Origin of the sequence: Streptomyces sp. NPDC006385, from assembly GCF_040612485.1 — a bacterium.
GTDB lineage: Bacteria > Actinomycetota > Actinomycetes > Streptomycetales > Streptomycetaceae > Streptomyces.
On sequence record NZ_JBEXQG010000072.1, the window covers coordinates 12,985 to 32,260 of the forward strand.

At 71.4% G+C, this 19,276-nt stretch carries 14 protein-coding genes, 1 tRNA gene and 2 pseudogenes; 8 read left to right on the plus strand and 9 right to left on the minus strand.

The window, feature by feature from the left end:
* The first annotated feature begins 216 nt into the window (after positions 1 to 216).
* A complete protein-coding gene (locus tag ABZ078_RS36200; RefSeq protein ID WP_356582501.1) occupies positions 217 to 729 on the plus strand; it encodes an SSI family serine proteinase inhibitor in 513 nt (170 codons plus the stop codon).
* Positions 730 to 1,132: 403 nt separating this feature from the next.
* Positions 1,133 to 5,848 carry a PAS domain-containing protein gene (locus tag ABZ078_RS36205; protein WP_356582503.1) on the plus strand — a complete coding sequence of 1,572 codons (4,716 nt, stop codon included), beginning with the start codon at positions 1,133 to 1,135 and terminating at the stop codon, positions 5,846 to 5,848.
* A gap of 46 nt (positions 5,849 to 5,894) precedes the next feature.
* On the opposite strand, the gene ABZ078_RS36210 is transcribed toward ABZ078_RS36205, so the two are convergent.
* Positions 5,895 to 6,473 (minus strand): TetR family transcriptional regulator, encoded by a 579-nt coding sequence (locus tag ABZ078_RS36210; RefSeq protein ID WP_356582504.1) that lies wholly within the window; start codon positions 6,471 to 6,473, stop codon positions 5,895 to 5,897.
* Between the two features lie 166 nt (positions 6,474 to 6,639).
* Here ABZ078_RS36210 and ABZ078_RS36215 point away from each other — a divergent pair, with 166 nt between their 5' ends.
* Complete coding sequence (locus ABZ078_RS36215) at positions 6,640 to 7,854, plus strand: MFS transporter (RefSeq protein WP_356582506.1); 1,215 nt, start codon at positions 6,640 to 6,642, stop codon at positions 7,852 to 7,854.
* A 228-nt stretch (positions 7,855 to 8,082) separates the two neighbouring features.
* On the opposite strand, the gene ABZ078_RS36220 is transcribed toward ABZ078_RS36215, so the two are convergent.
* The 6 genes and pseudogenes from ABZ078_RS36220 to ABZ078_RS36245 all read right to left on the minus strand — a co-directional run bounded on the left by ABZ078_RS36220 (position 8,083) and on the right by ABZ078_RS36245 (position 14,216).
* Positions 8,083 to 9,759 (minus strand): long-chain fatty acid--CoA ligase, encoded by a 1,677-nt coding sequence (locus ABZ078_RS36220; protein WP_356582508.1) that lies wholly within the window; start codon positions 9,757 to 9,759, stop codon positions 8,083 to 8,085.
* A gap of 129 nt (positions 9,760 to 9,888) precedes the next feature.
* Positions 9,889 to 10,458, minus strand: coding sequence for a SigE family RNA polymerase sigma factor (locus tag ABZ078_RS36225; protein WP_356582510.1), 570 nt, complete (start codon positions 10,456 to 10,458; stop codon positions 9,889 to 9,891).
* Positions 10,459 to 10,604: 146 nt separating this feature from the next.
* Complete coding sequence (locus tag ABZ078_RS36230; protein WP_356582511.1) at positions 10,605 to 11,771, minus strand: lipid-transfer protein; 1,167 nt, start codon at positions 11,769 to 11,771, stop codon at positions 10,605 to 10,607.
* Positions 11,772 to 12,175: 404 nt separating this feature from the next.
* Positions 12,176 to 12,553, minus strand: a pseudogene (locus ABZ078_RS36235) (MaoC family dehydratase); the annotation flags it as partial.
* Positions 12,550 to 13,488, minus strand: a complete 939-nt coding sequence (locus ABZ078_RS36240; protein ID WP_356582549.1) for an OB-fold domain-containing protein — start codon at positions 13,486 to 13,488, stop codon at positions 12,550 to 12,552. The gene ABZ078_RS36240 and the pseudogene ABZ078_RS36235, both read right to left, overlap by 4 nt.
* Positions 13,489 to 13,889: 401 nt before the next feature.
* Positions 13,890 to 14,216, minus strand: coding sequence for a hypothetical protein (locus ABZ078_RS36245; RefSeq protein ID WP_356582513.1), 327 nt, complete (start codon positions 14,214 to 14,216; stop codon positions 13,890 to 13,892).
* Positions 14,217 to 14,602: 386 nt separating this feature from the next.
* Here ABZ078_RS36245 and ABZ078_RS36250 point away from each other — a divergent pair, with 386 nt between their 5' ends.
* The 4 genes from ABZ078_RS36250 (at position 14,603) to ABZ078_RS36265 (ending at position 17,449) form a co-directional block, all read left to right on the plus strand.
* Positions 14,603 to 15,469, plus strand: coding sequence for a bifunctional DNA primase/polymerase (locus tag ABZ078_RS36250; protein WP_356582515.1), 867 nt, complete (start codon positions 14,603 to 14,605; stop codon positions 15,467 to 15,469).
* Between the two features lie 343 nt (positions 15,470 to 15,812).
* Positions 15,813 to 16,196 (plus strand): hypothetical protein, encoded by a 384-nt coding sequence (locus ABZ078_RS36255; RefSeq protein WP_356582517.1) that lies wholly within the window; start codon positions 15,813 to 15,815, stop codon positions 16,194 to 16,196.
* Positions 16,197 to 16,422: 226 nt separating this feature from the next.
* Entirely contained in the window at positions 16,423 to 16,953 is a 531-nt protein-coding gene (locus ABZ078_RS36260; protein WP_356582519.1) for a DinB family protein, read from the plus strand.
* A 121-nt stretch (positions 16,954 to 17,074) separates the two neighbouring features.
* Positions 17,075 to 17,449, plus strand: a complete 375-nt coding sequence (locus ABZ078_RS36265; protein WP_356582521.1) for an amphi-Trp domain-containing protein — start codon at positions 17,075 to 17,077, stop codon at positions 17,447 to 17,449.
* Between the two features lie 227 nt (positions 17,450 to 17,676).
* Here ABZ078_RS36265 and ABZ078_RS36270 read toward each other — a convergent pair whose 3' ends face one another.
* Positions 17,677 to 18,060: a VOC family protein gene (locus ABZ078_RS36270; RefSeq protein ID WP_356582522.1), complete on the minus strand. Its 384-nt coding sequence runs from the start codon at positions 18,058 to 18,060 to the stop codon at positions 17,677 to 17,679.
* 124 nt (positions 18,061 to 18,184) lie between these two features.
* Here ABZ078_RS36270 and ABZ078_RS36275 point away from each other — a divergent pair.
* Positions 18,185 to 18,453, plus strand: a pseudogene (locus ABZ078_RS36275) (hypothetical protein); the annotation flags it as partial.
* A 268-nt stretch (positions 18,454 to 18,721) separates the two neighbouring features.
* Here the strand turns inward: ABZ078_RS36275 and ABZ078_RS36280 are convergent.
* Positions 18,722 to 18,806 (minus strand) — tRNA-Ser (locus ABZ078_RS36280).
* Positions 18,807 to 19,276 lie beyond the last annotated feature (470 nt).

Sequence of the window (19,276 nt, forward strand, 5' to 3'; positions counted from 1 at the left end):
GCAGATGATGACACAGTCGAGCGGGGTGTCACCAATCGACGTCCACGGTACTAGGCGGGCAGGCCACAGGGCAAAGCCCTTCCCGGCGTCGGCGTGCTGCGAGGTCTCGGGGTCTTCGAGGTTCTTCGAGGTCTTCGAGGTCTTCGGGGTGCGGGAGCGGGTCGGTGCCGGGCCGCCGGGCCGCAACGTCGGGAGGCGGCCGGCGTTAGTCAGGTCATGTTGCAGGTCAATCGTTCCGTCGGGGACGGACGTCTTCGGCGGCTTCTCCTGGTCGCCGCCTCGTCCCTCGTCGCCGTCGGCTCCGCCGCCGTCATGCCCGCCTCCGCCTACGCCGCCCAGGCCGCGCCCCTCCCCCTCGCACCCCCGTCCCTCTCCGACCCCGGCCGCTCCGGCGACCACCTCACGATCACCGTCCGGAACGCCGGCGACGGTGCCGACGGGACCTACGAGCTGTACTGCCACCCGGACCGTGGCGACCACCCGGACCCCGCCGGCGCCTGCGCCACGCTCGACCGCGGTACCCGGTGGGGCAGGGACGCCTTCGCTCCCGTACCGAAGGACAGCTTCTGCACCATGCAGTACGGCGGGCCCGCCACCGCCCATGTCACCGGGACCTGGGCCGGGCGGCCCGTCGACGCGAGGTACGACCGCGGTGACGGGTGTCAGATCGGCCGGTGGGACCGGCTCGTGCCCGTCCTGCCCGATCTGCGGCAGGAGGGGCGGCCGTAGTCCGCGGGCACCCACCGTCCGCCGGGGCACGCGGCTCCCGTCGTCATGGAGTGACGCATGCCGAATGCCGGACGCGGATACAGGGTTGCGAGTGCGGTGCGGGTGCGGGTGTGGGAAGCGGGGGCTCCGGTACGTGGTCGTACAGGCTTTCCATAGGGGAAGCATCGGCTCCGTAAATGTCCCGCGAAGGTCTCGCGAAGCCGGAAGGGAGCCGGCGAGCAGCCGGAAGGACGTCTGCACAGGCGGTCAGACGTTCTGGGTCACTTCGTCGTGCGACCTCCCTCTCATCCGGCGTCGCGAGCGCAACCCCAGCCCTTAGACTCCCTCGCGTGACACGCTGCGGGCCGGTTGGCAAGATGGCCCGAGCGGTCGGCAAGGTGCGGTAACAGGGAGGAAGCGTCTCGTGAGCAGCAGGCCATCCCGAGGCGCTGCTCGCCTCGCAGCCATACTGGACGCACTGCCCGACGCGTTGGTGCTGGTCAACGCCAATGGGACCGTCGTCAACGCCAACACCATCGCCCTGGAGACCTTCGAGACGCCGGGCACCGCTCTGGTGGGGCGGGGGCTGCTGGATCTCCTGCCGCACTTCGACTCCAAGCTGATCCCGGGGTCCATGCGGCGCCCCGATCACATGGACCCGCAGGGGCGGACCAAGCCGACCCGGATGATGGCCCGGCGGACGGACGGCAGCGAGTTCCCGGTCGAGGTCACGTCCGCGAATCTGCAGAACGGCCAGCAAGCCTACGACGGCTACGGCTACACGGGTGACGAGCTGCTCATGCTCGTCGTGCGGGACCTCTCCGGGACCGTCGACACCGAGGCCGAGCTGGCACGTTCGCAGCGGCAGACCGAGATGATCCTGCGGGCCGCGGCCGAGGGTGTGGTCGGGACCGACACCGACGGGCGGATCGTCCTCGTCAATCCGGCCGCCGCTCAGATACTGGGTTATCGCGCCAGTGATCTGGGGGGACGGGAGCTGCACACGCTCATGCTCCACTCGCGTGCCGACGGCTCACCCTTCCCGTACGAGGAGTCCCCGCTCGCCGACACCCTGCGCTCGGGGCGCAAACACCGGGTGCGTGGGCAGGTGCTGTGGTCCAAGGGCGGCGACAAGGTCTCCGTCGACCTGACGACCGCGCCCGTGCGGGACGGCGAGCAGCTCGTCGGCGCCGTGATGACCTTCACCGACCGGCGGCCCTACGACGCCCTCGCCGAGGAGAAGGACGCCGCTCAGAAGCGGCACGAGGAGGAGCTGGAGCGCCTCACCGAGGAGCACGCCTCCGAGCTGACCGCCCTGCGGCAGAAGCACGTCACCGAGATCGAGGAGCTTCAGGAGCGGCACCAGGAGCAGCTCGCCGCCGGCGAGGAGCGGTACGCCGCGCTCGGGGAGCGGGAGAAGGACCGGTACGAGGCCCTGGCGGGTCGGCACGAGCAGTTGCTGACGCTGCTCGGGCGTTCGCTGCGCGGTCCGCTCGACGAGCTGCGCCGTGAGCTGGCCGCGCTCGCCGCCGACGACGCCGGGCAGTTGTGGCCCGAGGCCAACCAGGTGCTGCACCACCTGTCGGCCGGCTACTCGCGGATCACGACGCTGATCGACAACGTCCTCCAGTACCAGCGGCTCGACTCGGGCAGCGACGAGGTCTCCCGTACGAAGGTGATGCTCGACGCCGTCGTCGCCGCGGGTGTCGACGGGGCCGTCGAGCTGATCGGGCCGGGGCGGGTGCAGTTCGCCGTGCACGCGCCGCCCATCGAGGCCGAGGTCGACCCGCAGCGCCTCGCGACCGCGCTCGCGCATCTCGTCGCGGACGTCGCGGGAGTCGACGCGACCGGCAACTCGCCTGTGTCGGCGGGCGGTTACATGGACAACACCGTCGTCGTCGCGGCGGCGCAGCGCGGTGAGGTCGTACGCATCGAGGTGCGCGGGCCGTACACCGGGGGAGACCCGGTGCACGAGCCGATCGTGCGCGGGATCGTGCGGGCCCATGGCGGGGTGCTCCAGACGCACGAGGTGCCCGGGATGAGCGGCAGCGCGTACGTCCTCGAAGTGCCCATCGGGGGTGGGGCCGGGTCCGTTCCCGCCGCCGCCCCTGACGAGGCCGCCGCGGCCGAGGCCGGCGACGGGGCCGAGGGTGCCGCCGTCGGGGCCGAGGGCGCGGTGGGTGCCGAGCAGGGTGCCGGTGGCGGGCGGCGGCGGGCCCGGCGGTCGTCCGTCGACGCCTTCCTGGAGAGCGACACGCCCGGCGCCGACGCCGAGGGCGGCTCCGCGACCGGAGACGCCGAGGGCGTGGTGCCCACCGGGCGTCGGCGCAGGCGCGCGGCCGCGCCGGCGCTCCCCCAGGGTGCGGGCGACGGCGGTGGCGAGGTGTCCGGCGGCACCGGACGGCGGCGCGGGCGACCGGCCGAGGGCACCGCGGACGGTGTCGCCGAGGGCGCCGTGGTCACCGCCGCCGAGCATGCCGCGGGCGCCGCGGCCGTCGGCAACGGGCTGGGCGGGACCGTACCGCCGCAGGGAGTGCCCGCGCCCACCGGACGACGCGCCCGGCGTGACGGCGGGGAGCAGCACGCTCTGCCGCCCGCGCTGCCCGCGGCCGGTGACGGCGCTCAGTCGGCTTCCGGAGCCGGTACGGCCGGCTCGGCCGAGGGCGGTCAGCCCACCGGTGATCCGACCGGCAATCCGGCCGGCAATCCGGCCGGTGATCCGACCGGTGACCCGCAGCCGACCGGGCGGCGCCGGCGTGCCCTGGCGGCGGCGGCCGAGCGCAGCGCCGCGCAGGCCCAGGACGCGGGGCCCCGTAAGGTCTTCGCGCTGCCGCCCGCCGAGGCGGACCGGGCCGGCGTCGGCGAGGCGGAGGGGCAGGGTGGCGCCGGGACGGCCCCGGCTCCGGCTGCAGCGGCGACTGCGGCTGCGGCTGCGGCTTCCGCTGCGGCCATGACTCCGGCCGCGCCTGTCGCCCCCGCTGCTGCGCATCCGGGGCAGGCTCCGGGGCCGGTTCCTGCTCAGACTCCGATTCCTGCTCCCGGGCCGGTTCCAGGGCCTGTTCCGGGGCCGGTTCCAGGGCCTGTTCCGGGGCCCGTTCCCGGGCCTGTTCCGGGGCAGGGCGTGGCTCACGTGCCGGCTCAGGGCGCGGGGCAGGCTCCGGCTCAGGCCGCGGGGCAGCTCCAGGTTCCTGGGCAGGGCTCCCCCGGTGACGTACTCGTCGACGAGGGTCGGCACGATGCCGTGCCGCACGATCAGGCCGAGGACCACACGCCGCCGCAGCCGCATCCGACCAGCGCCCCGACCGGGCGTCGCCGACGGGCCGTGGCCCAGCCGGCGGTAGCGGCCGGGACTCCTGAGCAGGGGGTTCCGGCACCGGGCGCGCAGGGGCAGGACATGCCCGCGCAGCCCGCCGCCGGTCAGGGTGTGCCCGCGCAGGGCACCGTCGGGCAGGGCGTTCCGGTGGCCGGGCCCGGGCAGGCGGGTCCGGCGGTTCCGGCGCAGGCTGTTCCGGGCGGGCCCCTGCCCGCCGAGGCGACCCCCGGTCAGGGCGTCCCCGCGCAAGGCACTCCGGCCCAGGGCGTCCCCGCCCCGCAGGCGTGGCCCGCTGCCGACGACACCTCCGGCGCCTCCCAGCAGGCGCAGTCCCCGCATGCGGCGCAGCCCGCGTCCGGCACCCCGGCTCCGGGCACCCCGCTGCCCGCCGAGGCGGCAGCGCAGGGCGCGGCCGCCCAGCCGCAGCGTGCGGCCCAGCCCCTGCCCGCCGAAGCCGAAACCGCAGCCGCAGCCGCAGCCACGGGTCCCGTCGCGCCCGGGGTCCCCGCTCCCACCGCTCCCACCGCACCCGTCGACCCGAACTCGACTCAGGGTCGGGCGATCAGTGTGCGGACGTTGGGGCAGGGGGTGCCGTTCACGCGGCAGGCGGCGCAGGTGCAGCAGCCCACGCAGTCCACACAGTCCACACAGTCCACGCAACCTGCACCGTCGCAGTCGCCGCAGCCCTCACAGCCGCCGCAGCCCTCACAGGCTTCGCAGCCGTCGGCCACGCCGCCCCCGCATCAGACCGGTGGCGGCGGACGGCGCCGCAAGCTGGGTACGCCGCCCGACCCCGCCACACGGGCGGGCGCCGCGGCGGAGCAGGCGGCGCGACCGCATCCGTCGGCCGAGCAGCCGGTGTCCGCGCAGCCGGTTGCCGCGCAGCCGACTCCCTCCCCGTCGCCGCAGCCGTCGCTCGGCGGGCAGCCCCACACCTCGCTGGCCGGGCAGTCGCGGCTGTCGCCGATGACCGAGGGCGCCGGACGGTCGTACGCCATAGGCGCCCCGGACGAGAACGCCGCCGAGGGACCCGAACCGCTGGACGGGCCGGGCGGGGCCGTCGAGGTCGCCGACACGCCGCGTCCGCAGCCGATGGACGACGAACTGCCGCCCGAGCCGCTCGACAACCCGCGGCGGCTGCTGGTGTGGCCGGCGCCGGATGTGACGACCCAGCAGGCGCTCAGCGACCGCGGCTACCGGCCCGTCATCGTGCACTCGCGCGAGGAGGTCGACGCGCAGATCGCGGCGTTCCCGGCCGCGCTGTTCGTCGACCCGCTGACCGGGCCGATCACGCGGACCGCGCTGCAGTCGCTGCGGCAGGCGGCGGTGGCCGCCGAGGTGCCGGTGATGGTGACGGCGGGGCTCGGACAGGCCTCGCGGGAGGCGGCGTACGGCGCCGATCCGGCCGTACTGCTGAAGGCGCTCGCCCCGCGCGACAGCGAGCAGCACCCGCCGCGCGTGCTGCTCATCGAGGAGCACGCGGAGATCGCGCTGGCGCTGACCGCGACGCTGGAGCGACGCGGGATGCAGGTGGCGCGGGCCGCGAGTGACGCCGACGCGGTGACGCTGGCCGGCGATTTCCGGCCGAACCTGGTCGTGATGGACCTGATGCAGGTGCACCGGCGCCGGGCCGGGATCGTGGACTGGCTGCGTGCGAACGGACAGCTCAACCGCACCCCGCTCGTCGTCTACACGGCCGCGGTCGACCAGGCCGACCTGCCGCGGCTGGCGTCCGGTGAGACGGTGCTGTTCCTCGCCGAGCGGTCCACCAGCGGCGAGGTGCAGGCGCGGATCGTGGACCTGCTGTCTCGGATCGGGACCAACTGACCGACTGACCGACTGGTCGGCTGGTCGGCTGGTCGGCTGCCGTACGTCAGCGCGCGATGAGCCTGCGCGCCGCCTCCTTGACCGAGGCGCGCAGGCGTTCGCGGTCGCTGTCCGCGCCGCCCACCAGGATGCGGCTCATCTGCGGCACGACGGTGGCCCAGTTGGCCATCGCGACCAGCAGGAACAGCAGGTCCTGGGCCGGGATCGCGTCGGTGACGACGCCGCGCTCCTGGCCGTCCCGGACCGCGGCGACCTTGTGGGCGTAGTGGTCCTGGCGCTCGGCCTCGTCGGGCAGTTCGGCGGCACCGTACTGGATGCCCTCCCAGTAGAGGAGGCGCAGCAGCTCGGGGTGGGCGGCGTGGTAGTCCATCAGCCGGTCCAGCCAGCCCTCGATGTCGTCCGTGTCGACGGGTACGGCCGCCGCGAGGTCGACCATGCACCGGCCCAGGACCTTGGAGAACAGCTCCGCCTTGTTGCCGAAGTAGGCGTAGATGAGCTGCTTGTTGGCCTTCGCCTCGGCCGCGATGCGGTCGACGCGGGCGCCCGCGATGCCGTACCGGGCGAACTCGGCGACGGCCGCGTCGAAGATCCGGGCCTTGGTGGCCTCGGGGTCCCTTACTCCCATGGGTTCAGGGTAGCGGGCAAGTAACCAACTGTTTGGTTGACGCGAAGGGATGTCCGGCGCAGACTGTCCGGCAGGCATCCAACCAACCAGTTAGTTACTAGAGCGGACTCGAAGAACTGGAAGGACTCGAAGGAGTCACCGCGCTCTCGAAGGAGTCACCGCGCTCATGTCGTCAACGAACACCACACGGCAGGTCAGGCCCGCCCGTCAGCCGACGGGCACGGCCGCCGTGTCCCGCTTCTTTCTCCCTCTCATCGCCCTCTGCTCCGCCGTCACGGCCGCCAACATCTACCTCGCGGCCCCGCTGCTGTCCGTCATCGCCCAGGACTTCGGCACCACCCCGTCGGCCGTGGCGGGGATCGCCGCGGTCGCCCAGTTCGGCTACGCCGCCGGTCTGCTTTTCTTCGCCCCGCTCGGCGACCGGGTCAGCCGGCGGCCGCTGGTCGCCGTGCTGTCGCTGACCACGACGGTTGCCTTGGCCGTGGGTGCCGCGGCATCTGGGACCACCGCGCTCGCGGCCGCGGTCCTCGTCGCCTCCGCCGCGACCGTCGTCCCGCAGCTTCTCGTCCCGCTCGTCGCGGAACGCGCCCCCGCCGACCGCCGCGCCCGCCATGTCGCGGCCGTCATCGCCGGACTCTTCACCGGTATCGTCGCCGCCCGCGTCCTCGGCGGCCTCGCCGGTCAGGCCTTCGGCTGGCGCTGGGTTTTCGTCGGGGCGGCCGTGCTCACCGCCGTGCTCGGCCTGCTGACCGCCGCCGTCCTGCCGGCCGAGCGCCCTCGTCGCGCCGACGGCCCCGGCGGCCTCTTCTCCGGCCTCACCGCGATGCCGGGTCTGGTGCGCCGCTCCCCCGACCTGTGGCGGGCATGCGTACGGCAGGCCGGCATGTACGGCGCCTGGAGCGCCCTGTGGACCACGCTGACCCTGCTGCTGACGGCGGAGCCGTACGCCCTTTCGACCGCGACCGCCGGACTCTTCGGCCTCTTCGGACTGGCCGCGAGCATCGTGGCCCCGCTCGCGGGCGGCCTCGTCGACCGCTTCGGCGCCGCTCGGGTCGTACGGTCGGCGTATCTGCTCGCCGCCGTGTCCGTGCCGCTGTTCTGGCTCGGCGGGCGGGTGATGACCGCGCTGTTCGTGGCCGCCGTCGCCATCCACACCGCCCTGGTCGCCTCCCACGTCGCCAACCAGACCCTGGCCCTGACGACCACGACCTCCCCCGCGACCGCCAACAGTGCCTATGTCGTCGCCGGTTTCGCGGGCGGCGCCACCGCCTCGGCCCTGGCGGGCTTCGCCTTCGGGCACTGGGGGTGGAGCGGGGTCTGCGCGGTGGCCGGCGTCTGGCTGGTGTCGGGGTGGGGGCTGACTGGTGCCGTACGGCGATGAAGCCGACGGCTGGTGACGGCGCTGACCCGCTATGAAGCAGGCGGTCGGCGCGGGTGCCGGACCGGCTGAGAGACAAGCCGTCGGCACAGGTACCGGACCGGCTGAGAGGCAAGCGGTCGGCGCGGGGTACCGGACCACTACCAAGCAGGCCGTCGGCGTAGGTGCCGGACGGCGATGAAGTACGCGGCGGCCAGGACGAGTCCTCCCCGTCCCGGCCCCGTACGCGTGTCAGAGCTGGGTGACGTCCAGGTCGCCCTCGGCGTACTGCCTGCGCAGCACCTTCTTGTCGAACTTGCCGACGCTCGTCTTCGGCACCGCCGCGATGACCGTCCAGCGCTCCGGGAGCTGCCACTTGGCGATCTTGCCCTCGTCGGCGAGGAAGGCGCGCAGGGTCTCGAAGTCGGCGGTGGCGCCCTCCTTGAGGACGACCGTGGCCAGCGGGCGCTCGCCCCACTTGTCGTCGGGGACGGCGACGACCGCGGCCTCGGCGACATCCGGGTGCGACATCAGGGCGTTCTCCAGCTCGACCGAGGAGATCCACTCGCCGCCGGACTTGATGACGTCCTTGGCGCGGTCGGTGAGGGTGAGGAAGCCGTCGGGGGAGATGGTGCCGACGTCGCCGGTCTTCAGCCAGCCGTCCTCACTGAACTTGTCGGCCGGGCGCAGGGGCTCGCCGTCGGGGCCGTTGTAGTACGCGCCCGCGATCCAGGGGCCGCGCACCTCCAGCTCGCCGGCCGACTCGCCGTCCCAGGGGATGCGTTCGCCGCCGGGGCCGGTGAGGCGGGCCTCGACGCTCGTCGGGAAACGGCCCTGGGTGAGCCGGTACCCGAGCTCCTCCTCCGTACCGACCGCGTGGGCCGGCGGGCGCGCGACCGTGCCGAGCGGGGAGGTCTCCGTCATGCCCCAGGCGTGGCAGACCCGCATCCCGAGCTTGTCGAACGCCTCCATGAGCGAGGGCGGGCAGGCCGAACCGCCGATCGTCACCTGACCGAGGGTGGAGACGTCCCTGGGCTTGGCGGTGAGTTCGGCGAGCAGGCCCTGCCAGATGGTGGGCACGGCGGCCGCGTGCGTCGGCTTCTCGCCCTCGATCATCTCGGCGAGGGGCGCGGGCTGGAGGAAGCGGTCCGGCATCAGCATGTTGACGCCGGTCATGAAGGTGGCGTGCGGCAGGCCCCAGGCGTTGACGTGGAACTGGGGGACCACGATCAGCGACGTGTCCTGGTCGGTCAGACCCATCGACTGGGCCATGTTGACCTGCATGGAGTGCAGATAGACCGAACGGTGCGAGTAGACGACACCCTTCGGGTCGCCCGTGGTGCCGGAGGTGTAGCACATCGAGGCGGCCTGCCGCTCGTCCAGCTCCGGCCAGTCGTACGTCGTCGGCTTGCCGGCGATCAGGTCCTCGTACTCGTGCACCTGGGCGGAGGCGTCCACGAGGAGGGAACGGTCACCCGGCCCCGACACCACCACGTGCTCCACGGTCTTGAGGTGCGGCAGCAGCGGGGCGAGCAGGGGGAGGAGAGAGCCGTTGGCGATGACGACCCGGTCCGCCGCGTGGTTGACGATCCAGGCGAGCTGCTCGGCCGGGAGGCGAAGGTTGAGGGTGTGCAGGATCGCGCCCATGGAGGGGATCGCGAAGTACGCCTCCACGTGCTCGGCGTTGTTCCACATCAGCGTCGCGACCCGCTCGTCGCCGGTCACGCCCAGGTCCTCGCGCAGAGCGTGCGCCAGCTGTGCCGCACGTGCACCGACCTCGGCGAAGGAACGGCGGTGCGGCTCTGCCTCACCGGTCCAGGTGGTGACCTGCGATGTGCCGTGGATCGTCGACCCATGGGTCAGGATCCTGGAGATCAGCAGCGGTACGTCCTGCATGGTGCTCAGCACGGCGTCCTCCCGGGGCGACATTGCCTACGCGGTGGTAAGGGTTGCGGAGATTCTGCGCGCATACCGCGCGGTATGTCACTAGGGCCGGCCGATCGATCATGTCACGTTGCGTTCATGCGGCTGTGCCGGTAACGGAGCCGTGCCTCCCCGCTAACGGACCAGCTCCAGCTCAGGGTCCTCACGCAGCTTCCCGAGGGCTCGTGACACGGCCGACTTCACCGTGCCGACGGACACCCCGAGAACCTCGGCCGTCTGGACCTCGCTGAGATCCTCGTAGTACCGCAGGACGACCATCGCCCGCTGCCGCGCCGGCAGCCGCATGATCGCGCGCCACATCGCGTCGTGCAGTGCCTGCCGCTCCGCCGGGTCGTCGTCGTGGCCGGGCAGGGGCTCGGGCTCGGGCAGTTCGTCGCAGGTGAACTCGTCGACCTTGCGCTTGCGCCACTGCGACGTCCGCGTGTTCAGCAGTGCCCTGCGTACATAGCCGTCGAGCGCCCGATGGTCCTGGATACGCTCCCAGGCGACGTAAGTCTTGGTGAGCGCGGTCTGCAGCAGGTCCTCCGCGTCACTCGGGTTCGCGGTCAGCGACCGGGCGGTACGCAGCAGCACCGGCTGGCGGGCCCGCACGTACGACGTGAAGGAGGGGTACGTCGCGTGCGGGAAGGTCTGCCTCGCTGATGTAGCGGCGTCGGAAGCGCTGGTGCAGACGGGTGTGGTCATGGCTCCACGCTATGAGCGGTGCCTACTCCGGCGGATCGGCCGCAGGTGCCGAAGCGACGTCCGCCTCAGGTTGTAGGGCTGGGGTTGACTCCACCTCCTGAAGGTGGACGAGCGAGGGACCCGTACTGCGGGATCACCCCTGGGGGTCAGCCGTCGCCTGCAAGGACCAAACCCGACGTCGGCACGCCTGTGCCCGCCGTCACCAGCACCCGCCGCGCCCCCGATATCTGGTTCACGGACGTACCCCGCACCTGTCTCACTCCCTCCGCGATTCCGTTCATCCCGTGCAGATACGCCTCCCCCAGTTGCCCCCCGTGCGTGTTGATCGGCAACCGCTCCTCGGCCACGAAGTCCCCGGCCTCCCCCTTTCCGCAGAACCCGAACTCCTCCAGCTGCATCAGCACGAACGGCGTGAAGTGGTCGTACAGGATCCCCACATCGATCTCCCCCGGCCCCAGCCCCGCCGTCCGCCACAACTGCCGCGCCACCACGGCCATCTCCGGCAGGCCGGTGAGGTCGCCCCGGTAGAAGCTCGTCATCTGCTCCTGCCCTCGGCCGGCGCCCTGGGCCGCCGCCGCTATGACGGCGGGCGGGTGGGGCAGGTCACGGGCCCGGTCGACGGATGTGATGACCAGCGCCTGGCCGCCGTCCGTCTCCTGGCAGCAGTCCAGCAGCCGCAGCGGCTCGACGATCCAGCGCGAGGCCGCGTGGTCGGCGAGGGTGATGGGTCTGCCGTGGAAGTACGCGGCCGGGTTGGTCGCCGCGTACTTGCGGTCCATGACCGCCACCTGCCCGAAGACCTCCGGCGTCAGCCCGTAGGTGTGGAGATAGCGCTGGGCCGCCATCGCCACCCAGGAGGCCGGCGTGAGCAATCCGAACGGCAGCGACCACCCGAGCGCCACGCCCTCCGCCGACGGCTCCCGGTGCTGCACCCCCGAGCCGAAGCGCCGCCCCGACCGCTCGTTGAACGCCCGGTAGCAGACCACCACCTCCGCTACCCCCGTCGCCACGGCCAGCGCCGCCTGCTGGACGGTCGCACAGGCCGCGCCGCCGCCGTAGTGGACACGGGAGAAGAAGGACAGCTCACCCATGCCGCACGCCTGGGCCACGGTGATCTCCGGGCTGGTGTCCATCGTGAAGGTCACCAGCCCGTCCACGTCCCCCGGCGTCAGCCCCGCGTCATCGAGCGCCGCCCGTACCGCCTCCACGGCCAGCCGGAGCTCGCTGCGCCCCGAGTCCTTGGAGAACTCGGTGGCCCCGATACCGACGATCGCCGCCCGCCCGGCAAGGGCGTCCCGCCCCCGGACACTCATACCGGACCTGCCGACGGCACCGTGGCTGTGGCCGGGGACGGGGAGGGGGAGGGGGAGGGGACAGGGGCTGGGGTGCCGGGCGGCACATGGGCCGGGGGCCGGGACGTCGGCACACGGGCCGGCGAGGCGGACCCCGGCACACGGGCCGGCGAGCAGGACATCGGCACACGGGCCGAGGTACCGGGCAGCGGGGGGACCGTGGTCCCGCACGGTTCAGCGGCCGTCGCCCCTGCCGGTTCCTTGGCCGAGGCCCTCGCCGGTTCCATGGCTGAAGCCCTCGCCGGTTCCGCGGCTGAAGCCCTCGCCGGTTCAGTAGCCGTGCCCCCTCCCGGCACGGCGGCCTTGGCCCCCGCTTTCGGCTCGGTGGCCGCCACACCCGGCGGCACGGTCACGGTCACACCCGGCGGCACGGTCACCGTCACCGTGCCCGTCACGTGTCTGCCGATGCTGTTCGCGCCGACCACCCTTACCGTCGCCGTGTCGCCGTCGACCTTCTCGACCCTGCCCGTCAACACCATCGTGTCCCCCGGATAGTTGGGCGCCCCGAGTCGTACGGCCACTCTGCGCAGTACGGCCGTCGGTCCGAAGTGGTCGGTGATATAGCGGCCGACCAGGCCGTTCGTCGTCAGGATGTTCATGAAGATGTCGGGGGAGCCCTTCTGGCGGGCCAACTCCGCGTCGTGGTGCACGTCCTGGTAGTCGCGCGAGGCCATGGCCCCCGCGACGATCAGCGTGCGGGTGATCGGGATCTCCAACGGGGGCAGTTCGTCACCGGCGTTCACGCGACCTCCTCCCGCGCGCGGGAGACCGGCAGCACCAACTCGTCGTCGTGCGCCTGGAATTCGAGGCGCACCGGCATGCCGATCCGCACCTTGTCGTACGGCACGCCCACCACGTTGCTGATCATCCGCACGCCCTCCGCCAGCTCTATCAGCCCGACCGCGTATGGCGGGTCGAAGGCCGGGAAGGGCGGATGGTGCATCACGACGTACGAGTAGACCGCTCCCTCGCCGCTCGCCTCGACCGTGTCCCAGTCCAGGCCGCCGCAGGCGTTGCAGCCGGGCAGCCAGGGGTGGCGCAGGGTGCCGCAGCCGGTGCAGCGCTGGATGAGCAGGCTGTGCCGCTGGACGCCCTCCCAGAAACCGGCGTTGTCACGGTTGACGACGGGGCGGGGGCGAGCAGGCTTCTTCCGTGGGCGCCGGCCCGACTGATCGGTCTGCCGTAGGGGCGCGTACTTGAGGATGCGGAAGCGGTGGGTGCCGGCCAGGTCAGCGCCGACGCGGACATCCATGCGGGTCGTGACGAAGTACCCCGTGCCGAGCTTGGTCGTCTTCTTCTCCGACACCGTCTCGATCACCGAGTCGAAGGTGATCTCGTCCCCGGGCCGCAGGGGCCGGAGATACTCCTGCTCGCAATCCGTGGCGACCACCGAGGTGAAGCCCGCCTCGTCGAGCAGGGTGAGCAGCTCCTCGTACGCGTGCGCCCGTCCCGTATGGCCGGAGAGGCCGGCCATGGTCCATGCCTGGAGCATGGTGGGCGGTGCGATGGCGTCCGGCCCCTCGTACGCCGGGTTGGTGTCGCCCATCGCCTCGCACCAGTGCCGGATCATGGGCGCGTTGACGGGGTCCTTGCCCGGTCGGGCCACGGCGGCCGACCGCCCCTCGTAAGCCTTCAGGCGCTCGCCGAACTCGTCGCCCGCCTCCACCTCATGGCTCATCACCGGCTCGTAACTCACCGTCGCCCCCTCGTCCCATCTACCTCGTAGCCCCACAGCGCATCGCACTGACACTTCTGGTACACCGCGACCGCCGATCCGGTTCCCACGACTTTCCGGGAACATCCACGGAGCGAGCGAGGCCCCACGAAGATTTCTGACTGTCCGTCAGATGCGATCCACTGTCAAGGCCGCCGAAAGCACCGAGGGGCATCGACGGATGCCGAGGGGTGCTGACGAGTGCCGACGAGTGCCGACGAGTGCCGACGAGTGCCGACGGACAACGTCGAAAACGCCTGCGCGGCGGCACCGAAGTACCGCCGCACAGACGTGTTACACCCCACAGCACACCCACACGGTTCGAGGGGGCCGGTGCCTGAGCACGGGGCACCGACCCCCTCAGCTCACCACCAGAGCGGCGTGAAGTTGACCGCCGCGTTGTCGTTGCCCTGGTTGATGGCCGTGAACGCGGAGCCGTTCACCTGGGCGGAGTTGCTCTGATTCGAGGCGCCGGAGCCGGTCGCCTGCTGCTGGGTGGTGGACGAGTTGCCGTAGTTGTCGCCGCCGACCCCGCTGCCGATGAGGCCCTGAGCGGCGTTCGTGACGGCCGCGCTGGATCCGTCGTCCGCGAAGGCGCCGTTGTCCGCCGCTGCGACGCCGGCGAAGAGGGCGGCGGCGAGCGGAAGGGCGGAGACGGCCGCGATGACGCGGGCGGTACGGATGCTTGCCATGTTGTTCCTCCAGAACAGGTGCGCCCAGGCTCCCCGCCGGACGCTCAGGTGGTGCATGAAGTACTGCTCGCTCCAAGGAAGTTGGCCGACCGCCCCGGAGCCCTGCACGACGTCGCGAGATCAGAGTTGCCCACCGAATCCCCGGCGAACCACCCCGGAAGCCCCTATTCGCCCTGAAGCGTGATGACAAGTCGATAAACCCCTTTCGCCACTTCCGACTCCCAGGTCAGGGCAGTACGTGCCGTAACAGGTAAGCGGGAACCCAAGCACCACAAGGGACGAAGCGTTCCTGCACATATCCGGCCAACCTCCGCCGACCGGCGAGTCGCCGAGCGACCCCCACCTATCCCCTTTCCTTTTTCGAACGCACGTACGAAAATGGAGCCATGGCCACCACCGACCGGCAGGCCACGACGCTGGCCCTCGCACACGCCCTGTCAGCCGCCGAACGCGGACTGGCCGTCATCCCCCTGTCCCGGACGAAGCTCCCGGCCCTGCGCTCCCCACACCGCGACGACCCCGCGCCCGTGCCCTGCCATGGCGAGTGCGGCCGTTTCGGACATGGGGTCTACGACGCCTCCACCGACCCCGCCCGCATACGCGAACTGTTCGCGGCCGCGCCCTGGGCGACGGGCTACGGCATCGCGTGCGGCCTGCCCCCACACCACCTGATCGGCATCGACCTGGACACCAAATCCGGTACGGACTCCTCGGCCGCCCTGCGTGAGCTCGCACTGCGCCACCTGTTCACGATTCCGCCCACGGTGGTCGTCCTCACCCCCAGCGGCGGCCGCCACCTCTGGCTGACCGGCCCACCCGACGTCGTCGTCCCCAACTCGGCGGGCCGCCTCGCGCCCGGCATCGACATCCGGGGCGCCGGCGGCTACCTCGTCGGCCCCGGTTCACGCACCGACCACGGCGTCTACAGCACCGCTCCCGGCACCTCCCACATCGCCCCCGCGCCCTGCCCGCGCGCCCTTCTGCGCCTTCTGCTTCCCCCGCCTCGCACACACCACCCCACGCCCCCGTCGACCGGCGGCCACGGGCAAGGACTCGTCCAGTTCGTGCTCGCCGCGCACGAGGGCCAGCGCAACACCCGACTGTTCTGGGCGGCCTGCCGCGCCTACGAGGACGGCATCGGCCCCGCCCTGGTCGCTCCGCTCGTCGAGGCGGCCCTCAACACCGGCCTGACCGAACGCGAGGCCCGCGCGACGATCGCGTCGGCGGCACGGATGACGGGGAACCCGTCCTGACGGGCCCTGACCACGCCGCATGTCTTGAGGTCGCCGACCTGGTAGGCGCGGGCCTTGGTTGGGGCGCGGGCCTTGGTTGGGGCGCGGGCCTCGGATCGCGGGCCTTGGATCGTGAGCCATGGGCGGTTGTGGACCTTGGATCGCGGGACACGGACGGGACGTGTGGGCCTCGGGTCGCGGGACACGGGCGGGGCGTGTGGCCTCGGGTCGCGGGACGGACGGGGCGTGTGGGCCTCGAATCGCGTGACTCGGACGGGTCGTCGTCCTCGGACGGTCGTGGCCTTGGATCGCGGACCTTGAAATTCACGGGAGCTCGATGCACCACCGCCCTAGAGTGCCGACCATGTCGCTGACCCGCGTCGTCCTCACCTCCGGCCGCTCGCTCGACCTGTCCGAGCTGCGGCTCTGCTCGACGTACGGCGGAATGCTGGAGGGCTACCCGTGCAAGCCGATCAACGACATGACGATCAAAGGCCTCGTCCGCACCGCGGAGCGCGCCCACCCCTCCGCTCCGGTACACCTCGTCCCGCCGCCGCGCGAGTATCCCGACCAGTACGCCGGCGCCTTCGGCCCGGTCGAGGTGCTGCCGGCGGTGGCCTGCGTCGGCGCCTTCCACTCCACGGCCCTCGACTCCCACGGCACCTCCCGCAACGCCTCCTCCGCGTCACAGCCGGACGGCACATGCGGGGTGGGCTGGAACCAGATGATCGTGAGGGCGGAGCGGTAGAGGACCCGGTGCGACAGGCCCCCCTCTGCGACAGTGATTCCCCCTGCGACACGACTTCCGGCGGTGCGGCTGCCTAACGGGTCGCACCGCCCGCGCCCCTGAAGTTCTCAGGCACCCCCTGAGCCCCCGGCCCCCTACAGCTCGCAGTCCCGGGCCAGTTGCTGACAAGCCGTATCACCGGGAAATCGGTTGCTCCGGAGGCGAACCCGTATGCCAGGGTCGGCCGATGAGTGTTTCCCGACGTGAGCTGATGCGCTGGCAGTTCGACCTGACATGGTCGTTGTTCGAGTACCACCTCGACCGGCTACGGCCCGAGGACTTCCTGTGGGAACCGGGTCCGCACTGCTGGACGGTGCGTCAGGCGGCTGACGGCAGCTGGGTGCCGGACTGGGCGGAGACCGAGCCCGACCCCGTCCCTGTGCCGACGATCGCCTGGGTGAGCTGGCACATCGGCTGGTGGTGGAGCGTGGCCGCCGACCATCTGTGGGGCCGTACGCCCCGGGAACGTACCGCCATCACCTGGCCGGGCGAGGGCGATGCGACCGTCGCCTGGCTTCGCGATCTGCGCGCGGACTGGCTCGCGGCGCTGGAGCGGCTCGACGACAGGGAGCTGGACGCCCCGGCACGGTTTCCCTGGCCGAACGACCCTCAGTACACCGTCGCCCACATGATCGGCTGGGTGAACGCGGAGCTGATGAAGAACGTCGCGGAGATCGGGCAGTTGCGGCTGTTGCGGGACCGGCAGCCGGGTCACTGAGTTTCTCAGTCGCCTCTCAGCGCTTCTCTGCGCCTCTCAGCGCTTCTCCGCAAGATGTCCGACGTGACACATGGCGAGAAAATGGGCGTTATCTGCTGTTTGTGCCGCATCGGAGAACGCCATGACGGACCTCAAGCTTGAACAGGAGCGCTCGCTGTCCCGCCTGGAGGCCGCTGAACAGCTCGAGGCGCTGGCGGCCGCGCTGAGGCAAGGTGGGGAAGCCGAACTGGAACTCGACCCTTGGAAGCTGAGCCTGCGGATCCCCGGGGAGCTGCGCAGCGAGATCGAGGTCGAGGTCAGCGACGGGGAGATCGAGCTGGAGATCGAGCTCAAGTGGCCGACCGGACCGGCTACCCGGGCAGCGCCTTCTGTGGAGGCGGAAACAGACGCAGCGAAGGCCGGGGGCGGACGGAAGGGCGGCTCTGCCCCCGCTGCCGGACGGACCCGCGCCAGCGGGGGCAGAGCCGCGAAACGGACCACCGCGAAGAAGTCCTGAGCCCTGCGGAGGCCCTTCCTGGTCAGGCGCACGAACCGATTCAGCTACGCAGCGCAGAGCCCGGATAGTGTCGTTCGGAAATCGCCTCAGGAGGCACCGGGCGGTGGTCACCCGGTAAGACAAGCTCGCCGCCTGCCACGAAGCGACTGTTCTCGTCGTGGGCCTCAACGAGTGGCTATGGACAGCTGCCATACGGAACCGGAACCGGCCAGGACGGCGCGTGAGCGTCAGGTATTCATGGCGGCTCGGTCGGACTCACTGCGCAGCACGCAGAATTCGTTACCTTCGGGATCAGCGAGGATCACCCAGCCCGAACCATCGGGATTCCGGTGATCGGCAACAAAGGTGGCACCGAGACCCAGCAGTCGGTCCACCTCCTGATCGCGCGATGTCTCAGGGCGCAAACACAGATGGATCCGGTTCTTGATCGCCTTAGCCTCGGGCACCTGGTTGAAGTGCAGCACCGGGCCCTCCGCCAGCAGCACCTGAGTCTCCGGGGCGCCCGGTCCGTCCTCCGGATACAGCGGACGGCCAGTCACCCTGCTCCAGAACCGAGCAAGCTCGTAGGCATCCGCACAGTCAATCGCCACGTTCTGCAATACCGAGACCATGCGCGCGAGCTTTCCTGATCTCCACGCCAAACGCCACCGAACTGCGCTCATTCCTCATGTGCACCCGGTGAAGAGACCCTCGAGGTCGTCCCGGGCATTTGCGCAGGTCATGCTCGAAGGAGGAAGCCCCGCCGTGCTAGCCGTGGGTCGTCGCGGAGGAAACCGGTCGGACCGCGACGCTCGATGCCGCACCGTGAGAACGCGGACGGTGTCGAGGACCTGTCGGTGGACTACCGGGCGTCGATGGCCGCCGTCCTGGAGGCGGGAGAAGACAGGCTGGGTGCCCGGCGGGCGGCGGTGGTGCCGGGCTGGGACAGCCCCTTTGCCTCCCGCGTCGAGGGAGCAGGGGCCCGGCTGGAACGGCTGGTGGAACGGGGCTGGCTGGTCGAGGAGAGCCGGCATCTCGGTGTGGATCAAGTCGGGCGTGGACTCGATGGAGGTCGCCCATCGGGCGGGCCACAGCCTCATCGAGCAAGGCATCCAGGCCGAGGACGAGCGCTGATCCTGGCCCACGTATGGTCCACGTTATGGCCCGCGTATGGCCCACACGCACCGGTCAGAGGCGGTACACACCCGATCCAGGGTGAGACAGGTTGAGCAGAGAGGGCGTGCCCCCGAAACGGGGACACGCCCTCTGACCTGCTACTTCTCTGACCTGCGGCGGTGGGTGTGGGATTTGAACCCACGGTGACTCGCGCCACGACGGTTTTCAAGACCGTTCCCTTAGGCCGCTCGGGCAACCCACCTCGGCCCCGACCCACCTGGGGGCGGAGCGGGTACAGCGTACCGGCCGCGGGCGGTGTGCGGAGTGCGTGGTCCACACTGGGGCCACTGGGTCCTCTGGGTCCACTGGGTCTGTGTGGACCGCAGACCCTGCGACCTTCTGATCTCCGGTGGAGGACCAGTTGGGTCGCGGTGTGCGCGTCACTCGTGAATGTGCCGGCCCTCGTGGTACGGGGCCCATACGTTCATGTACTGCTTGTCGCCGATCCGGCAGTTGCTGTACTGCATCGCTAAGTAGCCGTACACGCTCTCCTACACGATGCCGTAGTCACCCTTGCCTTGGAGGCTGACGAAGGCGAATAGGCCGAGCGGCAGTCTGTCAACAGGCGCCATCCTCAGCCTTACCGGGGAGAGGGCGGCGCCTTCTAGCTGCCCTCGGCCGTGATGCCTGTCGGTGCTGAATCGAAGCCTGCGCCGCTCCTCTTTGTGCCGG